This is a genomic window from Dietzia sp. oral taxon 368, assembly GCF_002999155.1.
In the GTDB taxonomy this organism is placed as follows: Bacteria; Actinomycetota; Actinomycetes; order Mycobacteriales; family Mycobacteriaceae; genus Dietzia; species Dietzia cinnamea.
On record NZ_CP027238.1, the window covers coordinates 81,796 to 105,833 of the forward strand.

Sequence of the window (24,038 nt, forward strand, 5' to 3'; positions counted from 1 at the left end):
GCCTCGCCGCCAGACCACATCCCGCCCGGCCCCCGGGCGCGCTCAGCGCTGCCACGTACTCGATCGCCTGGCGACCTCGTGGATCGCGTCGATCTCGCGAAGCCCCAATCGCGATGGCCGGGACTGCAGGAAACGGCGAATACCGCGCCGCGGCACCACAACTACCGCGCCATCCGCCGGCTGAGCCTTCACCGTGAACCCGCGCCGCGCACCCACCACCGCGATGATGCCCGTGACCGGCACCGGGAAACCGACGTGCTCCGCGAGCATCCGGGACGCCCGCTGCGCCTCGAAACGGCTCTTGCGAACATAGGCGTGGCGCTGGCCGTTCACCAGGAAGACGTCGCCGCCAACCCAGACCGACGCCTTCGGGTGGTTCTTCGCGTTCACGGTGAACACCCCACCCGGGCCGACCACCACGTGATCGATGTCCGCGCCGCGATCGCCCACCCGCACCGCATGAAGAACGCGCCACTGCACGCCCAGCCCGGCCAACTGCTCGGCGACCGCCTCCTCGCCGTCGGCGCCGATCCGCCACGCTCGCTCGTCGGTCCTCGCGTCGACAAGCCGGGCGAACAGGTGGCGAATCGTGCCCTGCGCCGCACGCTCGGCCACCGCGCGTTCGCGTGCGGAGGCGCCCGCCCGCACGTCCGCGAGATCGTGCCACCTCGGTCCGGTCGGGCCCGGCGACGGCGACTGCGACGGCGAAGGAGGCGGAGGCGGAGGCGGCGAAACCCGGCCATGGACTACCGCATCGGGCGTGTCCGTGCGCGCCAGCTCCGGGGACCGCGTCGGCGCCGGGCCAGGAGCTGCCGACGGGCCAGGCGCCGGGGCCGGGGTCGTTCCGGGGCCCTGATGCGGCGGTCGCTGGGCGGCGAGGTGGTCCTCGATCGCCCGGCGCAGCAATGGCAGGTTAGACATGTCGTCGGAGCGGTACCGGCCCGTCGTGAGGTCGAGATAGCCGAGGTCGGTGCCACCGGGCGTCGACGCGTAAAGGCGGTCGTGGCCGTAGCGACGCCACCGCCGGACATTCCACTCGGCCACTGGCCCTCCTCTGCCGGATGCCACGAATCGTGACATCGCTCCGGTGCGGATAGCGACGAACCCGTCGAATGCCGCATCCACGACGGGGGTTCACCGGAGGCACTGCGAACGGCGATCGCCACGCCTCCGCCGCAGCCGCTCGCGGATGTGGTGACTCGCCACTGATCGTGCCGCGCGCTCCCGCGGCCGCCCCTCGCCATGGCGTCTCGCGCGCACCGAAGCGCAGGCCAGGCGCCATGGGGAGGGGCGGCGGCAGTGTCGGCGGGCATCCCCGCGCGCGGGTCGCCACGGCACCGCCGGGTGAGGGGGAATACGGTCGGGCCCCCTTTTGTTTGACATGTCAGCAACGTACGCTGGGCGCATCGACACACGGCTGGGCGTATCGACAACGAGAGGGACAACCATGCAGTTCGGAATCTTCAGCATCGCCGACATCACCCCGGACCCCACCACCGGGCGCATACCCACCGAGCACCAGCGGCTCGAGGCGATAGTCGAGTACGCCAACCTGGCCGAACAGGTGGGTCTGGACGTGTTCGCGCTGGGTGAGCACCACAACCCCCCGTTCGTCACGTCTTCTCCCACCACCACACTGGGTTACGTCGCGGGCCGCACGAGCGAGATCATCCTGTCGACGGCCACGACGCTCATCACGACCAACGACCCGGTGAAGATCGCCGAGGACTACGCGATGCTGCAGCACCTGTCCGGCGGCCGGGTCGACCTGACGATGGGCCGCGGAAACACCGGCCCGGTGTACCCGTGGTTCGGACAGGACATCCGCCAGGGCCTGCCGCTGGCCATCGAGAACTACGAGCTGCTGCACCGCCTGTGGCACGAGGACGTGGTGGACTGGGAGGGCAAGTTCCGCACGCCGCTCCAGCAGTTCACCTCGACGCCCCGCCCGCTGGACGGCGTCGCCCCGTTCGTGTGGCACGGCTCGATCCGCTCGCCGCAGATCGCCGAGCAGGCCGCCTTCTACGGCGACGGCTTCTTCCACAACAACATCTTCTGGCCCATCCACCACACCAAGCAGATGGTGGAGCTGTACCGCCGCCGCTACGAGCACTACGGCCACGGCTCGGCTGATCAGGCGATCGTCGGACTGGGCGGCCAGTTCTTCGCGCGTGCCAACAGCCAGGACGCCGTGAACGAGTTCCGCCCCTACTTCGACAACGCCCCGGTCTACGGCCACGGCCCGTCGCTCGAGGATTTCACCGCGCAGACCCCGCTCACGGTCGGCTCGCCGCAGCAGATCATCGACCGCTACATGACGATGCGCGAGCACGTGGGCGACTACCAGCGCCAGCTGTTCCTCGTCGACCACGCCGGCCTGCCGCGCAAGACGGTGCTCGAGCAGATCGAGATCCTGGGCACCGAGATCGTCCCCACCCTCCGCCGTGAGCTCGACGCGCTGCGCCCGGCCCACGTGCCGGACGGCCCCACGCACGCCGCGCGGGTCGCCGCCCGCGACGCCGAACTCGCCGCCGCCGGCGAGCCCGCCTACTCCGACGCCTACCGCTTCGGCACCGGCGACAACTGGACGGGCCTCACCGCCGAGGGCGGGCAGCGGGCACAGCAGGAGTCGCTGGCCCGCAACCGCCGCACCCAGGCCCGCCTCGCCGAGGCGCCGGCCGGAAAGGAGTCCAAGTGAGCTCCGAGCACCTGACCGACCACACCGCCCCTGACGAGCGGTCGCTCAACCTCGTCGTCGTCGCCGCGGGCACCTCCGTGCCCTCCAGCACGCGGATGCTCGCCGACCAACTCACCTCCGCCACCCGTGACGCCCTCGCCCGCCACGGGCAGCGCGTCGAGGTGACGGTCCTCGAGGCGCGCGAGCTGGCCCACGAGGTCGTCGACGCGACGGTCACCCGCTTCCCCGGCGAGAAGCTGAGCGCGGCGATCGACGCGATCGGCCGCGCGGACGGGCTGATCGCGGTGACGCCGATCTACAACCAGTCGTTCTCCGGCCTGTTCAAGTCGCTGTTCGACGTCATCGAGCCCGGCACCCTCGCCGGGGTGCCGGTGGCGCTGGGCGCGACGGGCGGGACGGCGCGGCACTCGCTGGCGGTCGACTACGCAGTGCGGCCGATGTTCGCCTACCTCAAGGCCGACGTCGTGCCCACCACCGTGTTCGCTGCCGCCGAGGACTTCGGCGCCGTGTCCACCGCGGGCGACGAGAACTCGCTACGGACGCGCGCCGTCCGGGTGGGGACCGAACTGGGCGACTACATGCTGCGGTTCGCGGGGGTTACCGCCGGCGCGGTCGAGCCGACGCGCGCGGATGACAAGCGGGGACGACGGGACGACGACGACGAGTTCAGCGACTTCGTCCCGATGGGCGATCTCCTGGGACGCTGAAGCGGCGTCCGGCCCGCCTGATGCCTCCGAACGTCAGCGCGGGTCGCTCACCTCGTCGTTACCGGGGGCACCGATCACTCCGGATCGGTCGGTGCCCTCGTCGGCGAGCTGGTCCGGTGCCGGGTTCTCGACGTCGAAGCTCTCCGGCAGGTTCTTGATGTGCTTGTTCATGTTGCGCACCAGCAGGACCGTGGCGATGAGCAGCAACAGCACGAGGGGGATGCCGAGCGGCGAGGCCTTCCCGAACTCCGGACCGACCGGGTTGTCGTTGTACCCGGGGGTGCCGGGCGACTGGTTCTGAGCGAAGATCATCGCCGACTCGTACGCCAGGATCTGGACGTCCGGTCCCAGGGTGATCATCTCGGGTCCTCACTCGTGCTCGGTCCGACAGGGAGCTCGACCGACGGATCGACTCCCGCGAAGAGGTCTGTCTCGTATTCTCCCTCACCGAGCTGAGGAAAGCCCACCCGGCTGGCGGCCAGTTCGAACTCCTCCGTCGGCCACACCCGCTGCTGCATCTCCACCGGCGCCGCGAAGAACCATCCGTTGGGGTCGATCTGCGTGGCGTGCGCGAGCAGGGCCGAGTTGCGCTGCTCGAAATAGTCCGCGCACTCCACCCGGGTGGTGACCCGCTCCATCACGTCCGGACGGTCCTTCCAGCGGGACAGGAACTCGTCGAAGTGGCGTACGCCGTCGCGGGCGTACAGCTCCTCGTCGAGCAGCTCGAGGCGGCGCCGGGGGAAGCCGTGCGTGTAGTAGACCTTCGCGATGGCCCACGGCTCGCCAGCGTCCGGATACCGGGCCGGGTCCGCGGCGGCCTCGTAGGCGGCCATCGACGCCGAATGCACCTTCAGATGATCCGGGTGGGGATAACCACCGTTCTCGTCGTAGGTGATCATCACGTGTGGCCGGAACTCGCGGATCCTGCGGACCAGGGCCTCGGTGACCTCGTCGTCGTCGGCCAGGGCGAAGCACCCCTCCGGCAGGGGCGGTAACGGGTCCCCCTCGGGTAGCCCCGAGTCCACGTAGCCCAGCCAGTGGTGGTCGACGCCCAGGATGTCGGCGGCGCGCGCCATCTCGCGCACGCGAACCGCGGGCAGATCCGCGGTGATGTCCGGGCGGTCCATCGCGGGGTTGAGGATGTCGCCCCGCTCTCCCCCGGTGCACGTCTCGACCAGCACGTGGACGCCCTCCGCGACGTACTTGGCCATGGTCGCCGCCCCCTTGGACGACTCGTCGTCAGGGTGGGCGTGGACCGCCATCAGCCGCAGACCGGCCATCGGGTGCACCTGCCGTTCTTCTCGAGTAGGTGGAGGACCGCACCATTCTATGGGCGTCGCCGCGCGCCGTGCCCCCGGCCCGTGCCCCGGTGGACCCCCCGACCGTCCTCGCCGACGCGCCCGGATACCCTGGCCCCCATGAATGAGCCGAGGTCGGACGCCCCGTCGCGGCGCCCCGCAGGGCCGCCCGCCGACCGGTACGCCGACGCCGACCGCGGCTCGGGCCTGGCCGGCAAGGTCGTCGCGGTTCTCCTCGTGCTGCTCGTGGGCGCCCTGCTGGTGGCCGGCGTGGTGACGATGTACCGCCTCAACCAGACGCCCGACATCTCGGGCGAGGCGACCGGCGTGGAGGTCGTGGACTCCGGCCGGGTCGACCTGACGTTCACCGTCACGCGCGAGGAGCCGGGCACGCCTGCGTACTGCATCATCCGCGCACAGGAGGAGTCGAAGGGCGAGCTGGGCCGGCGTGAGGTCTACGTTCCTCCGTCCGAGAACGGCACCGTCGAGATCACCGCGTCGGTGTTCACCACCGACCGTGCGTTCATCGCCGACGTGTACGGCTGCGGCGAGGACGTCCCCGACTACCTGCGCAGGTAGAGCGCCTGCGAACCCGACCGACCACCGCCCTCGCGCGGCGGTGTCTGTGTTAATATTGGCGCTTCAGCACGGCTCCGGTTCCGCGGGGCCGTGTTTTTATTAACTCACGCACGCGAACAGATTGGAGTGCGCTCATGGCGAACGACACCCAGGTCCACTGGCTGACCCAGGACTCGTACGACCGCCTCATGGCCGAGAAGGAGGCGCTGATCGCCAACCGTCCGGTCATCGCCGCCGAGATCAACGAACGGCGCGAGGAGGGCGACCTCAAGGAGAACGCCGGCTACCACGCCGCGCGCGAGCAGCAGGGCCAGGAGGAGGCGCGGATCCGCACCATCGACGACCTGCTGGCCAACGCCCAGGTCGGCGAGACGCCCACCGAGTCCGGCGTCGCGCTCATCGGCTCCGTCGTCCGCGCGTACTACAACGGCAACGAGGACACCAAGGAGACCTTCCTCATCGGCACCCGCGGCGAGGGCTCCGGCAAGGACGACCTCGAGATCTACTCGCCCGACTCGCCGCTCGGCAAGGCCGTGCTCGGCGCCAAGAACGGCGAGACCCGCGAGTACACCGCCCCCAACGGCAAGAAGGTCTCCGTCACCGTCGTGACCGCGGAGCCGTACCAGAGCTGACCTGCTCCGTGGAGACCCCGGTGGTAGGTTCTTCACGAATGTCGGGTCGCCCAGACGCGCCCGACTCAGCGCCGGCGTAGCAGGAGTTCCAACGTGTCAGACGGTTCCCAGGACAGGCCCCACGGCCCTGCCCCGACGATCGAGGCGGCCGCAGCGAGGGTCCTGGGTCCGGCACTCCGGACCGGCCAGTCACCCTTCGAGGACGATCTCTACACCTGGACCCCCGAGGTCGCGGAGGAGCTCGCCCGCCGCCTGGACGCCGACCCCGCGGACGACGCGGGCGGCGCCGGCGGCGGGGCGGGCCCGACCGGGGCGGCGGCGTCCGGGTCGACCCGCTCCCCCGTCATGCAGGCGCTGCACGACCAGCTCGAGGGCGCCCCGCGGCCGGTGGTGCTGCTGGCCGCCGAGCTGCTGTACATCCAGCAGCTGCCGCTGAGCACCGTCACCGCGCGCCTCAAGCGAGGCCGCGTCCGCGACGTGCTTTCCTGGATGGACGAGGCGCCGGAGATCCCCGCCGACCTCGACGAGGTCCTCACCGAGAAGGGCCCGCTGACCGGCGGCCTCGGCTTCAACGTGCAGATGCGGGAGCACCTGCGCTGGCTGTGCTCGTTCATCATCCACTGGGCCGAGCTCGACGCCTCCGTCCGCGACGCGGCCCTGTCCGACCCGTGGGAGTTCCAGCGGGTCGCCCGCTCGACGCCCGGCGACTGGCGGGCCATCCGCTACAGCCTCCAGTACCTGGTGTGGCCCGGCCACTTCCAGCCGATCGTCAAGCACGAGCACAAGACTCGGATCCGCGACGCGTTCGCCGACCTCATCGGCGGGCCGTCCGGGATCGACGAGCTCGACATCGACCAGGACCTGCACCGGATCTCCGAGGTGCTGTCCGCTCAGCTCGGTCAGCCCGTCGACTGGTACCGCGGCTCTGTTGCCAACCAGTGGCAGCGGCACCGCGACGACCACTCCCGCCGCGCGTGGCTCGTGCGGCCCGGCCGGGGTGGCGTCGGCCAGTCCGGGCAGTGGGTCGCGCAGAACCGCATCGCACTGCCCGCCTCGCACCTGCCGCGCATCCCTGCCCACGCCAGCCGGCTCGAGGTCTCCCAGGCCGTCGAGCAGGGCTACCCGCACCTGGACTATCAGGCGCGCTTCCAGCTCACCGCGGAGCTGCACACGTTCCTGTCCCGGATGAGCCCGCAGGACGTGGTGGCCACCGTCGCCGACGCCAAGCTGCACCTGGGCACCCTCACCGACGACCTCGGGTACGTGGAGGACGGCGGGCAGCAGCTCGAGCGGTCCGTGCTGTGGAGCTCCGTCACCCTCGATCTCGAGTCCCTGCCGAGCCCCCTGTCCGAGCTGATCGGCGAACCCGGCACCGTCGTCGACCTCACCGACGGGCTCGACGCGCTGCTGTCGGCCATGCACCCGGGGCGCCACTCCGCCGAGTCGCAGGTCGCGGAGGCCCCCGCCGCGGGCGCGGTGCCCACGCTGCCCGAGGTCACCGACGAGCTCGCTGACGGCCTGCACATGCCGCGCAAGGAGCTGCAGGAGATCGTCGACACGCTGCAGCAGCGTCAGCAGATCGTGTTCTACGGCCCGCCCGGTACCGGCAAGACGTACCTCGCCCAGGAGCTCGCGCGCTTCCTCGCCGGTCCCGACGACCCGAGCCGCGTCCAGCTGGTGCAATTCCACCCGAGCTACGCCTACGAGGACTTCTTCGAGGGCTACCGCCCCACCCTCACCGAATCCGGTCAGCCGGGCTTCGCGCTGCAGGCCGGCCCGCTGCGTCGGCAGGCCGCGCGCGCGACGTCCGAGTCCGGGCGGGAGCACCCGAGCTTCCTCATCATCGACGAGATGAACCGCGCCGACCTCGCGCGCGTGTTCGGCGAGATGTACTTCCTGCTCGAATACCGCGACCGCACCGTCCTGCCCCAGTACTCCCCCGACACGTCGTTCCGGCTGCCGCGCAACCTGTTCATCATCGGCACGATGAACACCGCGGACCGCTCGATCGCCATGGTCGACGCGGCCATCCGCCGCCGCTTCGCGTTCATGGAACTGCACCCCGACACCCCGCCGGTCGCCGGTGTGCTGCGCCGTCACCTCGAGGCACGCGGCGCGTCGACCGAGCCGGCGGAGCTGCTCGAGGCGCTCAACGCGGAGATCGACGACTCCGACCGCGACCTGCGGATCGGGCCGTCGTACTTCATGAAGGACCAGGCCACCGAGCCCGGCGGCCTCGAGGCGATCTGGCGGTACGACCTGCTGCCGCTCCTCGAGGAGCACTACTACGGGCGGCTCACCCGCGCCGAGGTCCACGAGCGGTTCGGCCTGGCGGCGCTGCGCCGCAAGATCGGGCGGGCGTGACCGCGACCTCGACGGGTCCGGGGGCGTCCGAGCTGATGTCCCTGGAGTTCGACGAGTTCGACCGTCGGGGCAGGCTCGTCACCCTGAGCTGGGAGGGCGCGCAGCACCTGTCGCAGACCGGGCTGGTGGAGGTCCTGCCCGCAGGCCGCGACACGTGGCGGCTCATCCCCAGCGGTGCCGTGGGGTCGGTGCGGGTCGAGGGCCTGTCCGTGCGGGTCCTGCCGGCCGCGAGCCTCGGGCTGACGCAGCTGTTCTTCCTGCTGGATCACGCGGCCGACGACGCGTTCCTGGCCTCGGCCGTCCAGGCGCGGGACGACGACGAGCTGTGGTCCTCCGTCGCCGAGTCGATGGCCCGGCTGGCGCACCAGGCGTTGGCCGCCGGGCTGCTGCGGGGGTACCGCAGGGTCGACGAGGCGCTGACCACCGTTCGCGGCAGGATCCGGCTCGGCGACCAGATCCGCCGCCATCCGGGCATGACCATCCCGCTCGAGGTCACATACTCCGAGTTCACGCCGGACATCGCCGAGAACCGCATCCTGCGCACGGCCGCGCACCGCCTGCAGTTCCTGCCCGAGCTGCCCGACGCGACCCGCCGTCGGCTCGCCATGGTCGACGCCAGGTTGTCCGACGCCTCGCTCATCGGTCAGGGGGCGCCCGTGCCCGCGTGGACGCCGAGCCGGCTCAACGCCCGGTTCCAGGACGCGCTGTCGCTCGCGGACCGCATCGTGCGGCGCATCTCCGTGGAGGTCGAGGACGGCCATGCGGCGTCGGCGGCGTTCGTCACCGAGATGCCGGAGCTGTTCGAACGGTACGTGGAGGCCGAGCTGACCGCCGCCCTCGACGGGCGGGGCGGGCGGCTGCTGCACAACCCCGTCGTCAATCTGGACTCCGGTACCGAGGCCGACGGTGACACCTCGTCCGGCCGTCACCGCGCCCCCGCGGGGGACGGTGACCACATCTCCGTGCGGACCGGCTTGGTGTACGAGGTCGACGGCGAGCCGGTCGCCACGTTCGTACCGACCTATCCCACGGACCGCCGGACCCGCGCGGCCGAGCACTACCGGCTGCTTGCCGCCTGCACGGCGCTCGGCGTCGACCGCGCGTACATGGTGTATCCCGCCCAGCGGCGTGACGATTCTCCTCAGCCGCGGCGGATCGTGCACACGGACATCTCGATCGTCGAGTACCCCGTCGACCTCTCCGGCGGCCCCGCCGACAGCCGTCGGGCTATCGTCGAGTTGGCCGAGCACGCGCGCGCCCTCGCGTGTGCACCCGCCGCCCGCCACCGCACGGAAGGGAGACGACACGCCCGATGAGCGACGCCGATGATCCCGCCCGCCGACTCGTGGTGAGTCTCGCGCTGGCCGCAGTGGGGACGGTCGGCGCGTATCGCGGCGCGTACGAGGTGCTCGCGCAGCAGGCCAGGATCGCCCGTCGGGTGATCCCGAAGCCCACCTCCCGCCCCTACGACGGCGACGGGCTGTACCGCCCGGGGGCGCCGTCTCCCGATCCGTGGCGGCCGGGCATGACGTGCGACGTCCACATGATGGTCTTCGGCGACTCGCTGGCCGCCGGGCTGGGCGCCGACTCACCGGACGAACTACCGGGTGTCCTGCTGGCCCGCGGCCTCGCCGAGGAGGCCGGCTGGGACGTCCGGTTGAGCATCAAGGCGATCGTCGGTGCCACCTCCAAGGGGCTGGCCGGGCAGGTCGAGGCGATGCAGGTCGCGCACGGCCGGCCGGACATCTCCGTGATCCTCATCGGCGGCAACGACATCACCTCGCGCAACGCGATCGGCCCGTCGGCACGCCGCGTCGGGGAAGCCGTGCAGGCCCTACGTGATGGCGGTTCCCACGTCGTGGTGGGCACGTGTCCGGACCTGGGCATCATCAAGCCGGTGCCGCAGCCGCTGCGTTCTGTCATGGCCACGCTCAGCCGGCGGCTGGCCGCCGCGCAGGCCGTGCAGGTCCGCCGGGCCGGGGGCGTCCCGGTGTCGCTGGCCGAGACCCTGGCCCCCGAGTTCCACCGCCGCGGCGAGAGTCTGTTCTCCCCCGACCGCTTCCACCCCAACTCGGCCGGCTACGAGCTCGCCGCCGGCCTGCTGCTGCCCGCGGTCTGTGTGGCGCTGGGCGTGTGGGACGAGGTGCCCGAGGAGCATCTGCCGCACGATGCCGCCGAGGCCGCCGCGTCACTCGAGGCCGCGGACGTCGCCGCCGAGGCCGCCGAACCGGCCGACGCCTCCGGCCGTGCCGAACACCGTGAGTCCGTGGTCGCCCGCCTCACCAAACGCCTCACCGACTTCGTCCGCACCCACGAGGACACGGGCGACGAGGGCGAGAACGCGTTCCTGCATAATGAGGACGTGGACGCCGATCCGGAGAGCACGGGGGATGCCCGCGAGGCCGCGGACACCCTCCGGCGACGGAGCCGGATCCTCCGGTTGGCACGCCTCACCCGGGACGACCCCCACCCGGGCGAACCGACCGACCAGACCTGAACCTCACCTGCCGCACACGAAGCAGCCACCAGACACGAAGGAGCCTTCCATGCCGGAAGCCGTGATCGTCTCTTACGCCCGTTCCCCCATCGGGCGCGCCAACAAGGGTTCCCTCGTGGGCATCCGCTCGGATGACCTCACCGCCCAGATGGTCAAGGCAGCACTGGCCAAGGTGCCAGAGCTCGACCCCACCCAGGTCGACGACCTGATGCTGGGCAACGGTCTGCCAGGCGGCCAGCAGGGCTTCAACATGGCTCGCGTCGTCTCGGTGCTCGCCGGCATGGACACCGTCCCCGGCACCACCGTCAACCGCTACTGCTCGTCGTCGCTGCAGACCACCCGGATGGCGCTGCACGCGATCAAGGCCGGCGAGGGCGACGTGTTCATCTCCGCCGGTGTGGAGACCGTCTCCAACTTCCAGTACGGCACCTCGGACCACATCCCGAACACCCACAACCCGATCTTCGCCGACGCCGAGGCCCGCACCGCCCAGCGCGCCGAGGGTGGCGCCGACGTGTGGACCGACCCGCGTGACCAGGGCCTCCTGCCGGACGTGTACATCCCGATGGGCCAGACCGCCGAGAACGTCGCCCAGATCACCGGCATCACCCGCGAGGAGCAGGACCACTGGGGTGTGCGGTCGCAGAACCGCGCGGTCGAGGCCGTCGAGCGTGGCCACTTCGCCAACGAGATCACCCCGGTGACCATGCCCGACGGCACCGTCGTCACCGCTGACGACGGCCCGCGCCCCGGCACCACCTACGAGAAGATCTCGCAGCTCAAGCCGGTCTTCCGTCCCGACGGCACCGTCGCGGCCGGCAACTGCTGCCCGCTCAACGACGGCGCCGCGGCCCTCGTGATCATGTCCGACACCAAGGCCAAGGAGCTCGGTCTCACCCCGCTCGCGCGCGTCGTCTCCACCGGCGTGTCCGGCCTGTCGCCGGAGATCATGGGCCTCGGGCCGATCCAGGCCGTCAAGAACGCCCTGAAGATCGCCGGCAAGCAGATCTCTGACATCGACCTGTTCGAGATCAACGAGGCGTTCGCCGTGCAGGTGCTCGGCTCGGCCCGTGAGCTCGGCATCGAGGAGGACAAGCTCAACGTCAACGGTGGCGCCATCGCGCTGGGCCACCCGTTCGGCATGACCGGCGCCCGCATCACCGCGTCGCTCATCAACAACCTGCAGGCCGAGGACAAGCAGTTCGGCGTCGAGACCATGTGCGTCGGCGGCGGCCAGGGGATGGCGATGGTGCTCGAGCGCCTCAGCTGATCCCCGGCGCGGCGGGCGACATGCGACCCGCCATCGCGAAGAGCGTTCCGCCCACGTTTCCCGAGAGGGGCGTGGGCGGAACGCTCTTCTCGTCGGCAGGGCCGCCGCAGTCCCCCGATGGACGGCCCGTCCAGGGCGCGCACGGAGCTACCAGGCCGTTCTCGAACGGGTTGACCGACGCCGGGATGGAGCACCGCGCGGACTACGCGGACAGTGGCCGGCACCACTGGGCGACATTCATCAGGTACTTCGACGCAGGAATGACGACGGCCCCGGTTCCCTTCTCAGGGGCGCCGGGGCCGTCGCGGCTCGCGGGTCGGTTCCGCGTCAGAGGCGGATCACTCGCGGAAGTAGCTCATCAGCCGCAGGATTTCGACGTACAGCCACACCAGGGTCACGGCGAGGCCGAGGGCGACGCCCCACGCCATCTTGGCCGGGGCACCGGCGCGCACGAGGCGGTCGGCGTTGTCGAAGTCCAGCAGGAAGCTGAACGCGGCCAGGCCGATGCAGACCAGCGAGAAGATGATGGCCATGACGCCGCCGTCACGCAGCGGGTTGAAGCCGAACAGCAGCGCACCGAACAGATTGCCCACCATCAGGACGAGCACGCCGATGAGGGCGGCGGTCATGAACCGGGTGAACTTGGGGGTCACGCGCACGGCGCCGGTCTTGTAGACGAACAGCATGCCGGCGAAGACGCCGAACGTGCCCAGGATCGCCTGGCCGATCACCGCAGCGGCGTCGGCACCGGCGATGTTGAAGGTGAAGATGTGGGAGACCGCGCCGATGAACAGTCCCTCGAACGCGGCGTAGGTCAGAGTGACGGGCGCGGAGTCCATCTTGCGGCCGAAGGTGGCCACGAGAACGGTGATCAACCCGCCGATGCCGCCGACGAGCAGGAGCGGCATCGCGAGCCCCATGTCGACGGACAGGAAGTAGGCGATGAGGCCCACGACGCCGATCACGCCGAGGGTGATACCCGTCTTCGCGACGACGTCGTCGATGGTCATGGGCCGGGTGTCGGCGGCGGCCTGCGGGGCACCGTAGCCGGCCTGAGCACCGTAGCCGGCCTGAGCACCGTAGCCGGCCTGGGCGCCGTAGCCGGCCTGGGCGCCGTAGCCCGGCTGGCCGTACTGCCCCTGCTGGAACGCCCCGCGTCCGGCGGCGCCGAACTGGGTGGCGCCGCGGGCGCTGTCTGTGGACAGGGAACTGAAGACCGGATTGCTGCTGCTGCGCATCGAGGTCCCTTCGGAAATTGTCGGGGAAGGTCGTTGGTCGAGAGTCCCCGCCGGCTCACCGACGAATCACTCGTACCCCTACAACGCGCGAGGTCGCCTGAGTGTTCCCGGCGGAAACGGTTTTGGACGGCGGTCCTGGGGTGGAGCGCCGGTCACGGGCCGGCCGGTCCGGCTCATGGCCGGCCCACCCCGTTCCTGGTCAGGAAGCGGCGGAGGTCCGCCGTGGTGGTGACGAAGCTGAACGCCCGGTCCTCCCCTCGGATCGTGTAGGAGTTACTCGACCGGGGGCTCAGCCCAGCGCCACCCTGTGGTTCCAGGACCGCGCCGTGCGCCAGAGGCAGAACACCGCCAGGGCGACGAGCGCGATCACGAAGCCGATCGGCATCACGTCATTGCTCGCGGAGGCGCCGGCGGCCAACTCGGAGAGCAGGTCGAAACGGACGAGGCCCAGCGTCTCGCCGTCGGTCTCCCCCACCCCGATCGGGATCAGCAGCATCCCGAGCAGGGACAACGCCTGCGTGGCGAGGTAGACCAGGACGAACACGACGATCGGTCCACCCGCCCCGAGCCCGGACAACCGTCGCTCGTGCCCGATCGAGATCGAGAAGTAGTACTGCACCGGCCACACCAGGACCGAGCCGAACGCCAGCGCGATGCCGGCCGCGACCATCCACCCCGGCGTGACGTCGGTGACGGTGGTCCACGCGGCGGTGAGTACCGACCACGACGGCGACGATCCGCCCGAGCGCTGGGCGTTCGACCACCACGCGAGCAGCGCGAGCACCACGGTGAGGACGATCGCCGCCAGGGACGCGAGCATCGCCCAGGCCAGCTTGGCCCAGTAGATGCGGGAACCGCGGACCGGCAGGGAGTGCGTGAAGTACCCGATCCGGCCGTAGCTCGAGCGCCAGTAGTCGGCGGCGAGGGTCAGCTGGACGGCCGGGACGGCGATCACCGCGGCGAGCATGCCCGCGGCCAGCCCGAGCTCGGACAGCACCGGCCAGCCGGCGGCCCCGAGCAGGCTGCCCAGCGCCCCGATCAGCGCGAGCAGGCCGAAGAGGGTCCCGAGCGTGCCGCGCGTGCGCAGCCATTCGTGCGTGAGGAGTCTCGTCGTCGTCGCCCTTCTCGGGGCCCCGGTCGACGGTGAGGGGGTCGCGGTGGTCGCGGTCATCGGTATGTCTCCTTGAAGATCTGGTCGAGGCTGGCACCCCGGCCGCCGCGGAGGTCGTCGGCGTCGCCGGAGAGGACGACGCGGCCGTGGCGCATCATCACCACCGCGTCGAGGACGGGTTCGAGGTCGTGCACGAGGTGGGTGGCGATGAGCAGCAGCGAGTCCTCGGAGAGGGTGCGCACGATGCCGTCCACGATCAGTTGCCGCGCGGCCGGGTCGACGCCGGAGATCGGCTCGTCGAGCAGGTAGACGCTCGCGTCGCGCGACATGGCCAGTGCGATCTGGACCTTCTCGCGCATGCCTTTGGACATCTCCTTGAGCCGCGTTGACTCGCTCAGGCCGAAGTAGCCGATGAGGTCGCGGGCCTTCTCGGGGCGGAAGTCGGCGAAGAAGTCCGCGTACAGGTCCAGGCAGTAGCTGACCCGCGCGCGGTCGGGCAGGAAGCTGGTGTCGGGCAGGAAGGACACGCGCGCCTTGGACTCCGGGCCCGGCGCGTGACCGGCGATGCGGACGTCGCCGGTGTAGCCGGTCATCACGCCGGCGAGAATCTTGAGCAGTGTGGTCTTGCCGCAGCCGTTCTCGCCGAGCAGGCCGACGATCTGCCCGGAGGCGAGCGTGAGGTCGACGCCGTCGAGGGCGGTGACGGGGCCGTAGCGCATGGCGAGGCCGGAGACCTCGACAAGTGTTGTGGGCTCGTTCATCTCAGGCATCTCCGGTGTCTGCATCGGTAGTGGCGTGGTCGTCATGGCTGTCCCATCTCTTCTCGAGCAGTGCTCTGGCGCTGTCTCGCGTCATGCCCAGGCCGCGGACGCGTCGGACGTAGGAGTCGGCGGCGTCGGTGGCGAGGTCGGCGCGGACCTCGTCGATGCGCTCCTCGTCGCTGGTGACGAAGCGCCCGGTGGCCCGTTCGGATCGGCACAGGTCGAGGCGTTCGAGTTCGGCGAGGGCGCGCTGGGCGGTGTTGGGGTTGACGCCCAGTTCGGCCGCCAACTCGCGGACGCCGGGCATCTTGGTGCCCGCCGCCCAGTCCCCGGTCACGATGCGTCGCGAGAACTCCTCGACGAGCTGCACCCAGATCGGGGACGAGGTGTCGAACTGCATCGTCGCCCCGCTTCCGTGTTGCTGTATTAGGTGATTAATACAGTGACACCGACGGAGGGCGTTGTCAACGCCCAGCGTGGGTCGCGGTGGGAGAGAACCGAGGTGACGACGACGAGGAGCGCGACCGCCCGCACGGCTGCTGGCCTGTCAGACCTGCGTCAGGCACCCTTCGACGAAGGCTGCCGCGATGATCTCGCGGTAGGCCTCGACCCCGGAGGTCGGCCGTCGACCCGGCCGCCCGCCGCCTAGCTAGCTCTGCCGCGCCCCGGCCCAACCCGGCCCGCGCACGAGATACCCCACGCGGTCGCTCCACGTCTCCGAGCGGAAGACGTCACGGGAGATCGCGAGCCACTCGTGCGTGGCGATGCGCAGCGGGTTGAAGGTGTTGATGTTGGTGGTGAGCCCGTAGACCACGTCCTCGCCCTCCGGCTCGTAGGTGCCGAACAGTCGGTCCCAGATGATGAGGATGCTGCCGTGGTTGCGGTCGAGGTAGCGGCGGTTGCTGCCGTGGTGCACGCGGTGGTGCGAAGGCGAGTTGAACACCTTCTCCAGCGGTCCGATGGTCCGGATGGCCTCGGTGTGGACCCAGAACTGGTAGATGAGGTTCACCGCGCGGGCGTCCTGCACGATCGCCGGCCGCACGCCCAGCAGCGACAGCAACCCGTATGGGACGTAGATGGTCAACGCCTCGGCCACCGGCTGGCGCAGGGCGGTCGAGAGGTTGTACCGCTCGCTGGAGTGGTGGACGACGTGCATGGCCCACAGCCAGCGGCTCTCGTGGTCGAAGCGGTGGTTCCAGTAGTAGAGGAAGTCCCACCCGAGGATGCCCACCGCGTACGCGAGCGGTCCCGAGCCCAGGTCCAGCGGGGACCGGCGGAACAGGACCGAGCTGGCGGTCTGGGCGCTCCACAGCGTCGACACCATGACCACCGTGGACGCGACGGCGGACACCGCCGACCAGCCGGTGATCCGGCGCAGTGCGGGCGGGATCGCGGCGTCGCGCTCGGGTGTTGCCCCGCCCTCGCCGTCGGGCAGTGCCGACGACGATGATGACGACGACAAGGTCCCCGCCTCGGGCAGACCAGACCCGCGGTGGCGGCGGATCAGGTCCCCGGCGGTGGCCACGGCGGCCGAGGCCAGGGAGAAGCCCATCAGCGCCTTGGCATAGCGGCCGGTCCGCGGGGTGAGCGGCGCCAGGAGCCTGTCGGTGATGTACGGCGCGATCAGACTCCCGACGCCCATCGACAGGCTGGCCATGGTGTCGGCGAACTCGTAGTCGCCGGCCCGCCGGTCGGGCGCCGGGTTGCGCTTCTGCCAGGCGTACTCGGCCGCCATCGACGCCACGAACGCCGGGATCGCCAGGACCGTCAGATCGACCTTCATGGCGTCATCATATGACGCAGCTCATACGTGTCAGTGCGCGGACGCGGGCGCCGTCGCGGGGCCCTCGGTCTGGGCGCTGTTCCGGACGAAGAACACACCGATGACCGGGATCAGTGAGATGACCGCGCCGAGCAGCAGCGCGTTGTGCACGCCGGTCATCTGCGCGGCGGCGTCCCCCAGTCCGGATTCGGCACCGGACACGATCCCCAGCGTCATGACGGTGATGAAGAGCGCGGTCCCGGCGGCTGCCGCTACCTGCTGCAGGGTGTTGAGCAGTGCGGAACCGTGCGAGTACAGGTGCGGCGGCAGCGACCCGAGCGCGGAGGTCATGAGCGGCGAGAACAGGAACGCCAGTCCCACGCTGAGGACGATGTGCCACGTCATGACGAGGGCCAACGAACTGTCGTCGGAGAAGGTCGTGAACATGCCCCACAGGCCGGCGGAAGCCAGGATCGAGCCGGGGATGATGAGGGGGCGCGGGCCGATCCGGTCGAACGCGCGACCGACGAACCAGCCGAGGACACCCATGATCAGGCCGCCGGGCAGGAGGGCGAGCCCGGAGTTCAGGGTGCTGGTGCCCAGCACCTGCTGCATGTACATCGGCAGCAGGATGAGGGTGCCGAACAGTGACATCATCGAGACGAGCATGAGCACGAGGCTCACGGTGAAGGTGGGGAACCGGAAGGCCCGCACGTCGAGCAGTGCGAAGTCCTTGAGCGCGAGCTGACGCCACACGAATACCGCCAGGGCGACCGCGCCGATCCCGACGGGGATCCACGGCGAGATGAGGGCATTGCCGCTGGCGGCCTCGCCGATCGAGCTGAGACCGAAGATGAGTCCGGCGAAGCCGATGGCGGAGAGCACGCCGGAGAGGACGTCGAGCGGGATGGGGCGCGGCTCGGTGACGTTGCGGATGAGCACTGCGCCGGCGACGAGCGCCACGATCCCGATGGGCAGGACCGACCAGAACATCCACCGCCAGCTCAGGACCTCGAGGACGAGACCGCCCACCGTGGGACCGATCGCGGGCGCGACAGCGATCACGATGGAGATGACTCCCATCGTGCGGCCGCGACGGTCGGCCGGCACCACGTTGAGGACGGTCGTCATGAGCAACGGGATCATGATCGCGGTGCCGACGGCCTGCACGACCCGGCCGGCGACCAGCATCGGGAACACCACGGCCAACGAGGTGAACAGCGTCCCGCCGGTGAACGTGCTCATCGCTATGACGAACACGATCCGCAGCGGCAATCGGACGAGCAGCCACCCGGTGAACGGGATGACCACGGCCATCGTGAGCATGAAGGCGGTGGTGAGCCACTGCGCGGTCGCGGCGGTCACCGCGAACTCGACCATGAGCTCGGGCAGCGCCACGGACATGATGGTCTCGTTGAGGATCACCACGAACGCGGCGCCGACGAGCAGGGCGATGAGGCGCACGGTCGCGGCGGGCAGCGGCGGCGAGGCCTCTGCGGCGGCCGGCGCGGCGGCGTTGGGGTTGGCGGAGACTTCAGACGTCACGGTCGTCCTCTGGGATTGCGGTGTGAGAAAAGAGCAGAATCCGGCGCCGGGAGGCCGCGCACGGGAACCTTCGCACTGTACTTAAACGTTCGTCCGGCGCGCCGCCTCACGTGATGCGAAATACCTCCGGGACGAGCCGCGGGACCAGGCGGACCAGGAGAACCATGGCGACGAGCTCGACGAGGGTCTGGGTGACGACGACGAGGGGCGCCATCTCGAACTCCGCCGGCAGTGCCAGCACGAGCGGGAGGACCACCAACGAGTTGCGGGTAGCTCCGCTGAACGCGATCGCCCGCCTGCCGGGCACATCGAGTCCGGCCAGCCGCCCGGCGAGCACGCCCACGGGCACGATGACGGCCACGTACACCGCGTACACCGGCACGACCAGCGTCAGCGTGCCGAGCTGCTCGCTGACCGCGGCGATCTGGGAGGCCACGACCAGGGCGAGGGTGGCGACCATGAGCGGGACCATTGCGGAGACCGCTCCCCGCTCGACCGCGCCGGCGGCCCGGGCGACGGGACCGGCGGCGCCGACCGGGCCGGCAGCGCGACCGGGGGCCGCGCGCTGGGTGAGCGCCGCGGCGGCCAACGGCAGCGAGATGAGGAGGAGGAACGCCTCGACGAACGGGCCGGGGTCCACTGCGTCGACGAACTCGGCGCCGAGGAACGCCCACAGGTACAGCGGCAGCAGCACCATCTGGGCGAGCATGAGCAGCGGCGTGGCCGCCAGCAGCCGCCGCGTGTCGGCCCCGGCGAGGCCGGAGAACACGAGGACGTAGTCGATGCACGGCGTGAGCAGGACGAACAGCACGCCCACGAGCAGCACGCGGTCGTGCGCGACGACGCGCGAGAGCAGCCAGACGATCGGCGGGACCACGACGAAGTTGACCACGCCGATGGTCGCGAGGAAGCGGCGGTCGCGCAGGGCCCGGCCGACGTCGCCGAACGGGATCCCGAGGAACGTCGCGTACAGCAGCAGCGCGAGCACCGGCTGGATCGCGAACTCCGCCGGGCCGGCCACCGCGGGAACGAGGAGTCCGACGACCCCACCGGCCACGAGGCCCGCGAGGTACAGCGCCACCTGGTGGCGCTCCATCCACTCCACGCTCGAGCGCATGGCCCTCCCCTCGCCGCGCAGCCGCGGGTCAGTCCAGCGCGTCCGACCGCCGGACCCGCCCGGCAACAGGTCTACCCTGGAGCCCGTGGAGACGCGGACGCTGCCGGTGTGCGAGGCGGGGTCGGTGGAGATGACACCCCTGCTCCTCGAGCGACTGGTCGACCAGTCGCTCGAGGCCCGCTCGCGCGAGCTCACCGAGCAGATGGTGTTCGACCTACTCGAGCCGTCCCCGCACGCTCTGCTCGTGCAGCGTCCGGGTTCGGAGCTCCTCCGGCCGATCGTCACCGCACTCGAGGCCAGCCCGGGCGACCCGCGCTCGCTGACGGAGTGGGCGGCGCGGCTGGGCGTGAGCGAACGGACCATCACCGGGGCCTTTCGCGCGGACACGGGGTTGAGCTTCGGCGCCTGGCAGGCGGCCTTCCGCGCTCAGCAGGCCGCGCTGCTCATGGGCCGCGGGATGACTGTGGACGTGGTGGCCGCGCGGGTCGGGTACAGCTCCGCCAGCGCGTTCGGAGCGGCGTTCCGCCGGACCACCGGCCTGACCCCGGGCCGATTCCGCGAACTCGGGGTGTCCGAAGCGCTACACCGCGCGTCCTGATCAAGAGATTGCGCCGCTGACCAGCGTCGTCGTACCGTCTTAGGGGGTGCGGGAGGCCTGAACTCCGGGCGCGGCTCTCGCCCGGGCGGGCGATCTCTGCAGAGAGCCAGCACGAGTGCTGCCGGATACGCTGCCCCTCTGCCCTACGCTGCCTTTCTGCACGTTTCGACCGGGCTCACGCTGGCGGGATGGACCATTCTCGCAGCGCAGGCCGATGCGGCAGCGCATCCGGGCGGTGGTGTGATGCCGGAATGCCCGCCCGCGGCCCCGCCTCGAACTCTGGTGTAGCTACTGCGAGAAAGTTCCCGCCGAATCGCAGTGACTACACCAAAAAATAGGCCCCGTCAGGACCCGATCGGCAGGCCCCGTCAGGACCCGATGCCGAACCTCGCCGCGAGGTAGGGCAGCCAGCCCATGCACTCCGGGGTCAGGGCCATGCAGGCCGCCTCCCCCGGCCCTGGGCCGAAGATGAAGCGCAGCGGATTCTCGAGCGAGCCCGTGGGGATCATGATCTCTCTCCTGGGGATCGGGACTGATCTACCCTTCCGGGATATCAGATGTGTGGGCGGACGCGCGAGTGCGGGAACAGGACTCGCGGAGCCCCGGAGGGAGACTGCGTGGAGTTCCAGGAGACCGCTGGTCACTGGAGCTGGAGATCTCCGGCCGGTGGCCTTGGCAGAAATCGCGGGACTCCGAGGCCGCGACCCCCACGAGCGCCACGTCGACACCCACGGCATCCACGACCCCGCACGATGAGGGCGCCGCCTCGACCACGCAGCCCGACTGAGCCAACTGAAAAGGACACCGCGCCGAACCCCGGGCATGCACACCGCGCCCCTGCTTGCGACCGGGTTCCTCATCAGGGCTACCCGCGCGCTGCGGCGCTCGGACTGGAGCCCCGCGCGGCCAGCCGCCACAGGACAGTCCGCTCCTTAGCGCGGGCGGCGTGCAGCGGGTCGGCGGTGTCGGCCGCGCGAGAGTGCCGAGGCGTCGTCTCGTGCGTCCCGACCACCGTCAGGCCCGCGTCGGCGACTCGCGCGAGCAGCTCGTCGCGCGTGCGCAGGCCCAGGTGCTCGGCGAGGTCGGACAGGATGAGCCACCCCTCCCCCTGCGGCGTGAGGTGCTCCGGCAGCTCAGCCAGGAAGCGGTGGAGCATGTCGGAGTCCGGGTCGTAGATCCCCTGCTCCAGGTCCGAGGTCGGCCGACCGGGGATCCAGGGCGGATTGCACACCACGACGTCGGCCCTCGCGGAGCGGTCGCCCACCTCGTCGTCGTCGCCTGGCCACAGGTCACCGCGCACAACGGTGACGCGGTCCTCCAACCCCAGCCGCCGCATGTTGCCCCGCGCGCACTGCACGGCGCGCGGGTTGATGTCGGACGCCACCACCGCCCGGGCACCACGCCGGGCCAGGACCGCGGCGAGCACCCCGGTGCCGGTGCCGATATCCCACACGACCGGCTGGTCGACGCCCGGCGGCCACGGCGCGTCGGCGACGAGGTCGATGTACTCGTCGCGGGTCGGGGCGAAGACGCCGTAGGCGGGGTGGATGCGCGCGCCCAGCGCCGCGATCTCGATGCCGTTGCGGTGCCACTCGTACGCGCTGATCACACCCAGCACCTCGGGCAGCGAGACCAGCGTCTCCCCGCCCCGCGTCCCGCCGACCTCGTCGGACCCACCCGACGCCTCCTCGGCGCCGCCGGGCGGTGGGCCATAGGCGTGCACGCAGGCGTCGCGCACGTCGGGCGCCCGCCGCAGGCTGATCGAGTAGTCGGGCTCCAGCGGGACGAGGATCCGTCCCAGGATGGTCGCCCGCTCGGCGCGGGCCCTGCGGTTGGCGTGGAAGATCGCGCCGGGATCGGAGCCCTGCGGCGCCCCCGACGCGCGCTTGCCCAGGCGCCGGTCGAGCGCGCGCATGAGCTGGCGGGCGTTGTGGAAGTCGCCCCGCCACAACAGTCCGGTGCCCGAGCGGATGAGCTTGAGGGCCTTGTCCGCGGCGATGTCGTCGTGGATCACCACGATGCGTCGGGGCGCGGGGGCGCCGTTCTCGGAGCGCCAGGCCGCGGTGCGGTCGGTGTCGTTCTCGCGCCACTCGACGGTCGTCGGGGCGAGGTCGGTGGCGCGGTGAGTGGGCACGGGGCCATTGTCTCAGGGGGCGTGCGCCGAAGCCGACCTCACGGCCCTCGAACTCCCTCCCACTCTCAGCTTGTAGCTGGTAGGGGGGCTTGCGGCAAGAGCCGCAGGTACGCGGGCACGGTCCACAGGTCCCCGACGAGGTCGTCCGCGTCGATCATCGGCCACGCCCGGTACAGCGCGCGGCGGAGCCCCGGGTCGGCAACGTCCCGGAGTCCGTGCGCAGCAGCGGGGTGCCGGTGACCTACGGCCGAGTGGAGGATCTGTCGCGAGTTCTCGACGACTGGCTCGCGGCTCACCCCGAGGGCGTCGCGTGCGTGATCCGCGCTGCCGGCTCTCCCGGCGTCGAGCGGGCCTTCTCGGACCGCGTCCGCACGCTGACCCCGGCCGAGGCCAAGGGATTGGAGTTCGACCTCGTCGTCGTCGTCGTCGATCCCGGGTCCTTCGGCTCGGGCGACACCGACTCGGGCATCACCGGAGCGGTCGACCGGTACGTGGCGATGACCCGCGCGACGCGGCAGTTGATCGAGCTCCGGCCGTAGCGATGACTGCCGTGGTTCAGTGCCTCATTGTGGCGACGAACGCGTGGTAACGGGTTTAACATTCTCCCACCACCCCGCGCGCCGGCCTCCTCAACCCGAGGGAGTCACGCGCTTCCTCGTGAGGCTCGATATGCACTCTCGCATCGCTGCGGCACTCGCCGCTCTCGCCCCGATCATCTTCCTCCTCGCCGCCTGCAGCGCAGACGATCCGGCGCCCACGCCGGCTACCGTCACCACCACCGTGCAGGCGTCGACGACAGCCAGCTCCACCGAATCGACGTCCACCACCGCCAGCTCCAGCGAACCGCCGCCGAGCCCGACGGCAGCAGAGCCGGCCGCCGACACGTGCGGGGCCGTCGGGTACCAGGGGGCGCCCGGCCACGAGAGCCCCCACTGCCTGGGAAAGCAGATCGCGTCGTGCGGCACCGCGAACCACCAGACCGGTACGACGTTCTTCACCGATGGCACATCCGGGTGGACGCAGACGTGTCAGAACCAGATGCTGGCTACCTATGTCCCGCCGCCGCCCGTTCAGACCTTCGATCAGGAGGCGTACAACCGGCAGTTCGCCGAAGAGTACTGGCGGACGCACCCGAGGCCGACGTTCGACCCGGACTCGGCCGATGGTTACGGACCTGACCAAGAGCTCCCGCCGGCGTGCCTACGACTTGAGGGCGTGGACTGCTGACACCGCAGGATCACCCGGTGGGTGGGATGGGTGTCTGCTGGTAGAGCGCCAGCCGCCACCGCCCCTGACGGGGCGTGTACACGGTGGACATCAGTGCGTGGAACTCGTCGACGTCGCCGCGGGTCGCCCGCCCTGTGTAGACCAGCGCGACCGCGTCGTCGTTGAGCTCGACGAGGCGCTCGTCGCTGATCTCGTAGGTCCGCCACGGCGGCGCGTCGTTGAGGGAGGTGACCACCTCCGCACGGTCCAGTACTTGACCGTGGGCCAGGACCATCACCCCGTCGGGAGTCATGAGGCGCCCGTAGAAGTCGGCCCCCGAGCGGTCGCACAACGAGGACCACCCTTGGTGCTCGAGCTCCAGAAGTTCCGCGATGTCCACGCCTTCACGATAGGCGCACATGACCGACATTTTCTCTGGAAGCTGGCAGCACTACCGCGCCTTCGATCCTGGCGCCGGCGGCTACCAGCGCACGGCCGGGCTCGTGGTCTGAGGCGGGCTC

General features: G+C 70.7%; 24 protein-coding genes. 11 read left to right on the forward strand and 13 right to left on the reverse strand.

Going from position 1 to position 24,038, the window contains the following annotated elements:
* Positions 1 to 42: 42 nt before the first annotated feature.
* Positions 43 to 1,044: a nuclease-related domain-containing protein gene (locus C3V38_RS17820; RefSeq protein WP_254426033.1), complete on the reverse strand. Its 1,002-nt coding sequence runs from the start codon at positions 1,042 to 1,044 to the stop codon at positions 43 to 45.
* A gap of 403 nt (positions 1,045 to 1,447) precedes the next feature.
* Here C3V38_RS17820 and C3V38_RS00445 point away from each other — a divergent pair, with 403 nt between their 5' ends.
* Both C3V38_RS00445 and C3V38_RS00450 read left to right on the forward strand, forming a co-directional pair.
* Positions 1,448 to 2,698: an LLM class flavin-dependent oxidoreductase gene (locus C3V38_RS00445; RefSeq protein WP_106384860.1), complete on the forward strand. Its 1,251-nt coding sequence runs from the start codon at positions 1,448 to 1,450 to the stop codon at positions 2,696 to 2,698.
* Positions 2,695 to 3,405 (forward strand): CE1759 family FMN reductase, encoded by a 711-nt coding sequence (locus C3V38_RS00450; protein WP_070722984.1) that lies wholly within the window; start codon positions 2,695 to 2,697, stop codon positions 3,403 to 3,405. The genes C3V38_RS00445 and C3V38_RS00450 overlap by 4 nt, the downstream gene beginning before the upstream one ends.
* Before the next feature lie 33 nt (positions 3,406 to 3,438).
* Here the strand turns inward: C3V38_RS00450 and C3V38_RS00455 are convergent, their stop codons facing one another.
* Entirely contained in the window at positions 3,439 to 3,765 is a 327-nt protein-coding gene (locus C3V38_RS00455) for a hypothetical protein (protein ID WP_106384861.1), read from the reverse strand.
* Positions 3,762 to 4,685 carry a mycothiol conjugate amidase Mca gene (gene mca, locus C3V38_RS00460; RefSeq protein ID WP_106384862.1) on the reverse strand — a complete coding sequence of 308 codons (924 nt, stop codon included), beginning with the start codon at positions 4,683 to 4,685 and terminating at the stop codon, positions 3,762 to 3,764. Before mca ends, C3V38_RS00455 begins: the two co-directional genes overlap by 4 nt.
* Before the next feature lie 138 nt (positions 4,686 to 4,823).
* Here mca and C3V38_RS00465 point away from each other — a divergent pair, with 138 nt between their 5' ends.
* The 6 genes from C3V38_RS00465 (at position 4,824) to C3V38_RS00490 (ending at position 12,045) form a co-directional block, all read left to right on the forward strand.
* Positions 4,824 to 5,282, forward strand: a complete 459-nt coding sequence (locus C3V38_RS00465; protein ID WP_007630144.1) for a DUF4307 domain-containing protein — start codon at positions 4,824 to 4,826, stop codon at positions 5,280 to 5,282.
* A 134-nt stretch (positions 5,283 to 5,416) separates the two neighbouring features.
* Entirely contained in the window at positions 5,417 to 5,914 is a 498-nt protein-coding gene (gene greA / locus C3V38_RS00470) for a transcription elongation factor GreA (RefSeq protein WP_007630145.1), read from the forward strand.
* A gap of 93 nt (positions 5,915 to 6,007) precedes the next feature.
* Positions 6,008 to 8,278: an AAA family ATPase gene (locus C3V38_RS00475; protein ID WP_106384863.1), complete on the forward strand. Its 2,271-nt coding sequence runs from the start codon at positions 6,008 to 6,010 to the stop codon at positions 8,276 to 8,278.
* Entirely contained in the window at positions 8,275 to 9,594 is a 1,320-nt protein-coding gene (locus tag C3V38_RS00480; RefSeq protein ID WP_061916757.1) for an McrC family protein, read from the forward strand. Before C3V38_RS00475 ends, C3V38_RS00480 begins: the two co-directional genes overlap by 4 nt.
* Complete coding sequence (locus C3V38_RS00485) at positions 9,591 to 10,775, forward strand: SGNH/GDSL hydrolase family protein (protein WP_061229939.1); 1,185 nt, start codon at positions 9,591 to 9,593, stop codon at positions 10,773 to 10,775. Before C3V38_RS00480 ends, C3V38_RS00485 begins: the two co-directional genes overlap by 4 nt.
* A gap of 49 nt (positions 10,776 to 10,824) precedes the next feature.
* A complete protein-coding gene (locus tag C3V38_RS00490; protein WP_063972396.1) occupies positions 10,825 to 12,045 on the forward strand; it encodes an acetyl-CoA C-acetyltransferase in 1,221 nt (406 codons plus the stop codon).
* 338 nt (positions 12,046 to 12,383) lie between these two features.
* Here the strand turns inward: C3V38_RS00490 and C3V38_RS00495 are convergent, their stop codons facing one another.
* The 7 genes from C3V38_RS00495 to C3V38_RS00525 form a co-directional block, all read right to left on the reverse strand.
* Positions 12,384 to 13,283 carry a Bax inhibitor-1/YccA family protein gene (locus C3V38_RS00495; protein ID WP_061916763.1) on the reverse strand — a complete coding sequence of 300 codons (900 nt, stop codon included), beginning with the start codon at positions 13,281 to 13,283 and terminating at the stop codon, positions 12,384 to 12,386.
* 289 nt (positions 13,284 to 13,572) lie between these two features.
* Positions 13,573 to 14,454 carry a hypothetical protein gene (locus C3V38_RS00500; protein WP_106384864.1) on the reverse strand — a complete coding sequence of 294 codons (882 nt, stop codon included), beginning with the start codon at positions 14,452 to 14,454 and terminating at the stop codon, positions 13,573 to 13,575.
* On the reverse strand, positions 14,451 to 15,155 hold the full coding sequence (locus C3V38_RS00505; RefSeq protein ID WP_254426034.1) for an ABC transporter ATP-binding protein: 705 nt from the start codon (positions 15,153 to 15,155) through the stop codon (positions 14,451 to 14,453). The genes C3V38_RS00500 and C3V38_RS00505 overlap by 4 nt, the downstream gene beginning before the upstream one ends.
* A gap of 1 nt (position 15,156) precedes the next feature.
* Positions 15,157 to 15,555, reverse strand: a complete 399-nt coding sequence (locus C3V38_RS00510) for a GntR family transcriptional regulator (protein ID WP_106384866.1) — start codon at positions 15,553 to 15,555, stop codon at positions 15,157 to 15,159.
* Between the two features lie 249 nt (positions 15,556 to 15,804).
* Positions 15,805 to 16,938: a sterol desaturase family protein gene (locus C3V38_RS00515; RefSeq protein WP_061230029.1), complete on the reverse strand. Its 1,134-nt coding sequence runs from the start codon at positions 16,936 to 16,938 to the stop codon at positions 15,805 to 15,807.
* 30 nt (positions 16,939 to 16,968) lie between these two features.
* Positions 16,969 to 18,462, reverse strand: coding sequence for an MDR family MFS transporter (locus C3V38_RS00520; RefSeq protein ID WP_106384867.1), 1,494 nt, complete (start codon positions 18,460 to 18,462; stop codon positions 16,969 to 16,971).
* A gap of 106 nt (positions 18,463 to 18,568) precedes the next feature.
* Positions 18,569 to 19,579 carry an arsenic resistance protein gene (locus C3V38_RS00525; RefSeq protein ID WP_061230031.1) on the reverse strand — a complete coding sequence of 337 codons (1,011 nt, stop codon included), beginning with the start codon at positions 19,577 to 19,579 and terminating at the stop codon, positions 18,569 to 18,571.
* Between the two features lie 85 nt (positions 19,580 to 19,664).
* Between C3V38_RS00525 and C3V38_RS00530 the strand changes: the two genes are divergently transcribed.
* Positions 19,665 to 20,177 (forward strand): helix-turn-helix transcriptional regulator, encoded by a 513-nt coding sequence (locus tag C3V38_RS00530; protein ID WP_232303144.1) that lies wholly within the window; start codon positions 19,665 to 19,667, stop codon positions 20,175 to 20,177.
* A gap of 368 nt (positions 20,178 to 20,545) precedes the next feature.
* On the opposite strand, the gene C3V38_RS17475 is transcribed toward C3V38_RS00530, so the two are convergent.
* Together C3V38_RS17475 and C3V38_RS00535 are read right to left on the reverse strand one after the other, a co-directional pair.
* Positions 20,546 to 20,686: a hypothetical protein gene (locus tag C3V38_RS17475; RefSeq protein WP_007633571.1), complete on the reverse strand. Its 141-nt coding sequence runs from the start codon at positions 20,684 to 20,686 to the stop codon at positions 20,546 to 20,548.
* 356 nt (positions 20,687 to 21,042) lie between these two features.
* A complete protein-coding gene (locus tag C3V38_RS00535; protein ID WP_106384868.1) occupies positions 21,043 to 22,311 on the reverse strand; it encodes a class I SAM-dependent methyltransferase in 1,269 nt (422 codons plus the stop codon).
* Positions 22,312 to 22,526: 215 nt separating this feature from the next.
* Here C3V38_RS00535 and C3V38_RS00540 point away from each other — a divergent pair, with 215 nt between their 5' ends.
* Positions 22,527 to 22,850 carry a hypothetical protein gene (locus tag C3V38_RS00540; RefSeq protein ID WP_174705747.1) on the forward strand — a complete coding sequence of 108 codons (324 nt, stop codon included), beginning with the start codon at positions 22,527 to 22,529 and terminating at the stop codon, positions 22,848 to 22,850.
* A gap of 130 nt (positions 22,851 to 22,980) precedes the next feature.
* Positions 22,981 to 23,538 carry a hypothetical protein gene (locus C3V38_RS17480; protein WP_165001049.1) on the forward strand — a complete coding sequence of 186 codons (558 nt, stop codon included), beginning with the start codon at positions 22,981 to 22,983 and terminating at the stop codon, positions 23,536 to 23,538.
* Positions 23,539 to 23,548: 10 nt separating this feature from the next.
* Here C3V38_RS17480 and C3V38_RS00555 read toward each other — a convergent pair whose 3' ends face one another.
* A complete protein-coding gene (locus C3V38_RS00555; protein ID WP_106386303.1) occupies positions 23,549 to 23,917 on the reverse strand; it encodes a nuclear transport factor 2 family protein in 369 nt (122 codons plus the stop codon).
* Between the last annotated feature and the right edge of the window lie 121 nt (positions 23,918 to 24,038).

Bases quoted from the DNA above. Each gene is read 5' to 3' on its own strand.
- C3V38_RS17480 (WP_165001049.1), top strand. From the start codon at position 22,981: ATGCACTCTCGCATCGCTGCGGCACTCGCCGCTCTCGCCCCGATCATC.
- C3V38_RS00445 (WP_106384860.1), top strand. From the start codon at position 1,448: ATGCAGTTCGGAATCTTCAGCATCGCCGACATCACCCCGGACCCCACC.
- C3V38_RS00465 (WP_007630144.1), top strand. From the start codon at position 4,824: ATGAATGAGCCGAGGTCGGACGCCCCGTCGCGGCGCCCCGCAGGGCCG.
- C3V38_RS00505 (WP_254426034.1), bottom strand. From the start codon at position 15,155: ATGAACGAGCCCACAACACTTGTCGAGGTCTCCGGCCTCGCCATGCGC.
- C3V38_RS00495 (WP_061916763.1), bottom strand. From the start codon at position 13,283: ATGCGCAGCAGCAGCAATCCGGTCTTCAGTTCCCTGTCCACAGACAGC.
- greA (WP_007630145.1), top strand. From the start codon at position 5,417: ATGGCGAACGACACCCAGGTCCACTGGCTGACCCAGGACTCGTACGAC.
- C3V38_RS00455 (WP_106384861.1), bottom strand. From the start codon at position 3,765: ATGATCACCCTGGGACCGGACGTCCAGATCCTGGCGTACGAGTCGGCG.
- C3V38_RS17475 (WP_007633571.1), bottom strand. From the start codon at position 20,686: ATGATCCCCACGGGCTCGCTCGAGAATCCGCTGCGCTTCATCTTCGGC.
- C3V38_RS00485 (WP_061229939.1), top strand. From the start codon at position 9,591: ATGAGCGACGCCGATGATCCCGCCCGCCGACTCGTGGTGAGTCTCGCG.
- C3V38_RS00490 (WP_063972396.1), top strand. From the start codon at position 10,825: ATGCCGGAAGCCGTGATCGTCTCTTACGCCCGTTCCCCCATCGGGCGC.
- mca (WP_106384862.1), bottom strand. From the start codon at position 4,685: ATGGCCGGTCTGCGGCTGATGGCGGTCCACGCCCACCCTGACGACGAG.
- C3V38_RS00515 (WP_061230029.1), bottom strand. From the start codon at position 16,938: ATGAAGGTCGATCTGACGGTCCTGGCGATCCCGGCGTTCGTGGCGTCG.
- C3V38_RS00500 (WP_106384864.1), bottom strand. From the start codon at position 14,454: ATGACCGCGACCACCGCGACCCCCTCACCGTCGACCGGGGCCCCGAGA.
- C3V38_RS00510 (WP_106384866.1), bottom strand. From the start codon at position 15,555: ATGCAGTTCGACACCTCGTCCCCGATCTGGGTGCAGCTCGTCGAGGAG.
- C3V38_RS00525 (WP_061230031.1), bottom strand. From the start codon at position 19,579: ATGCGCTCGAGCGTGGAGTGGATGGAGCGCCACCAGGTGGCGCTGTAC.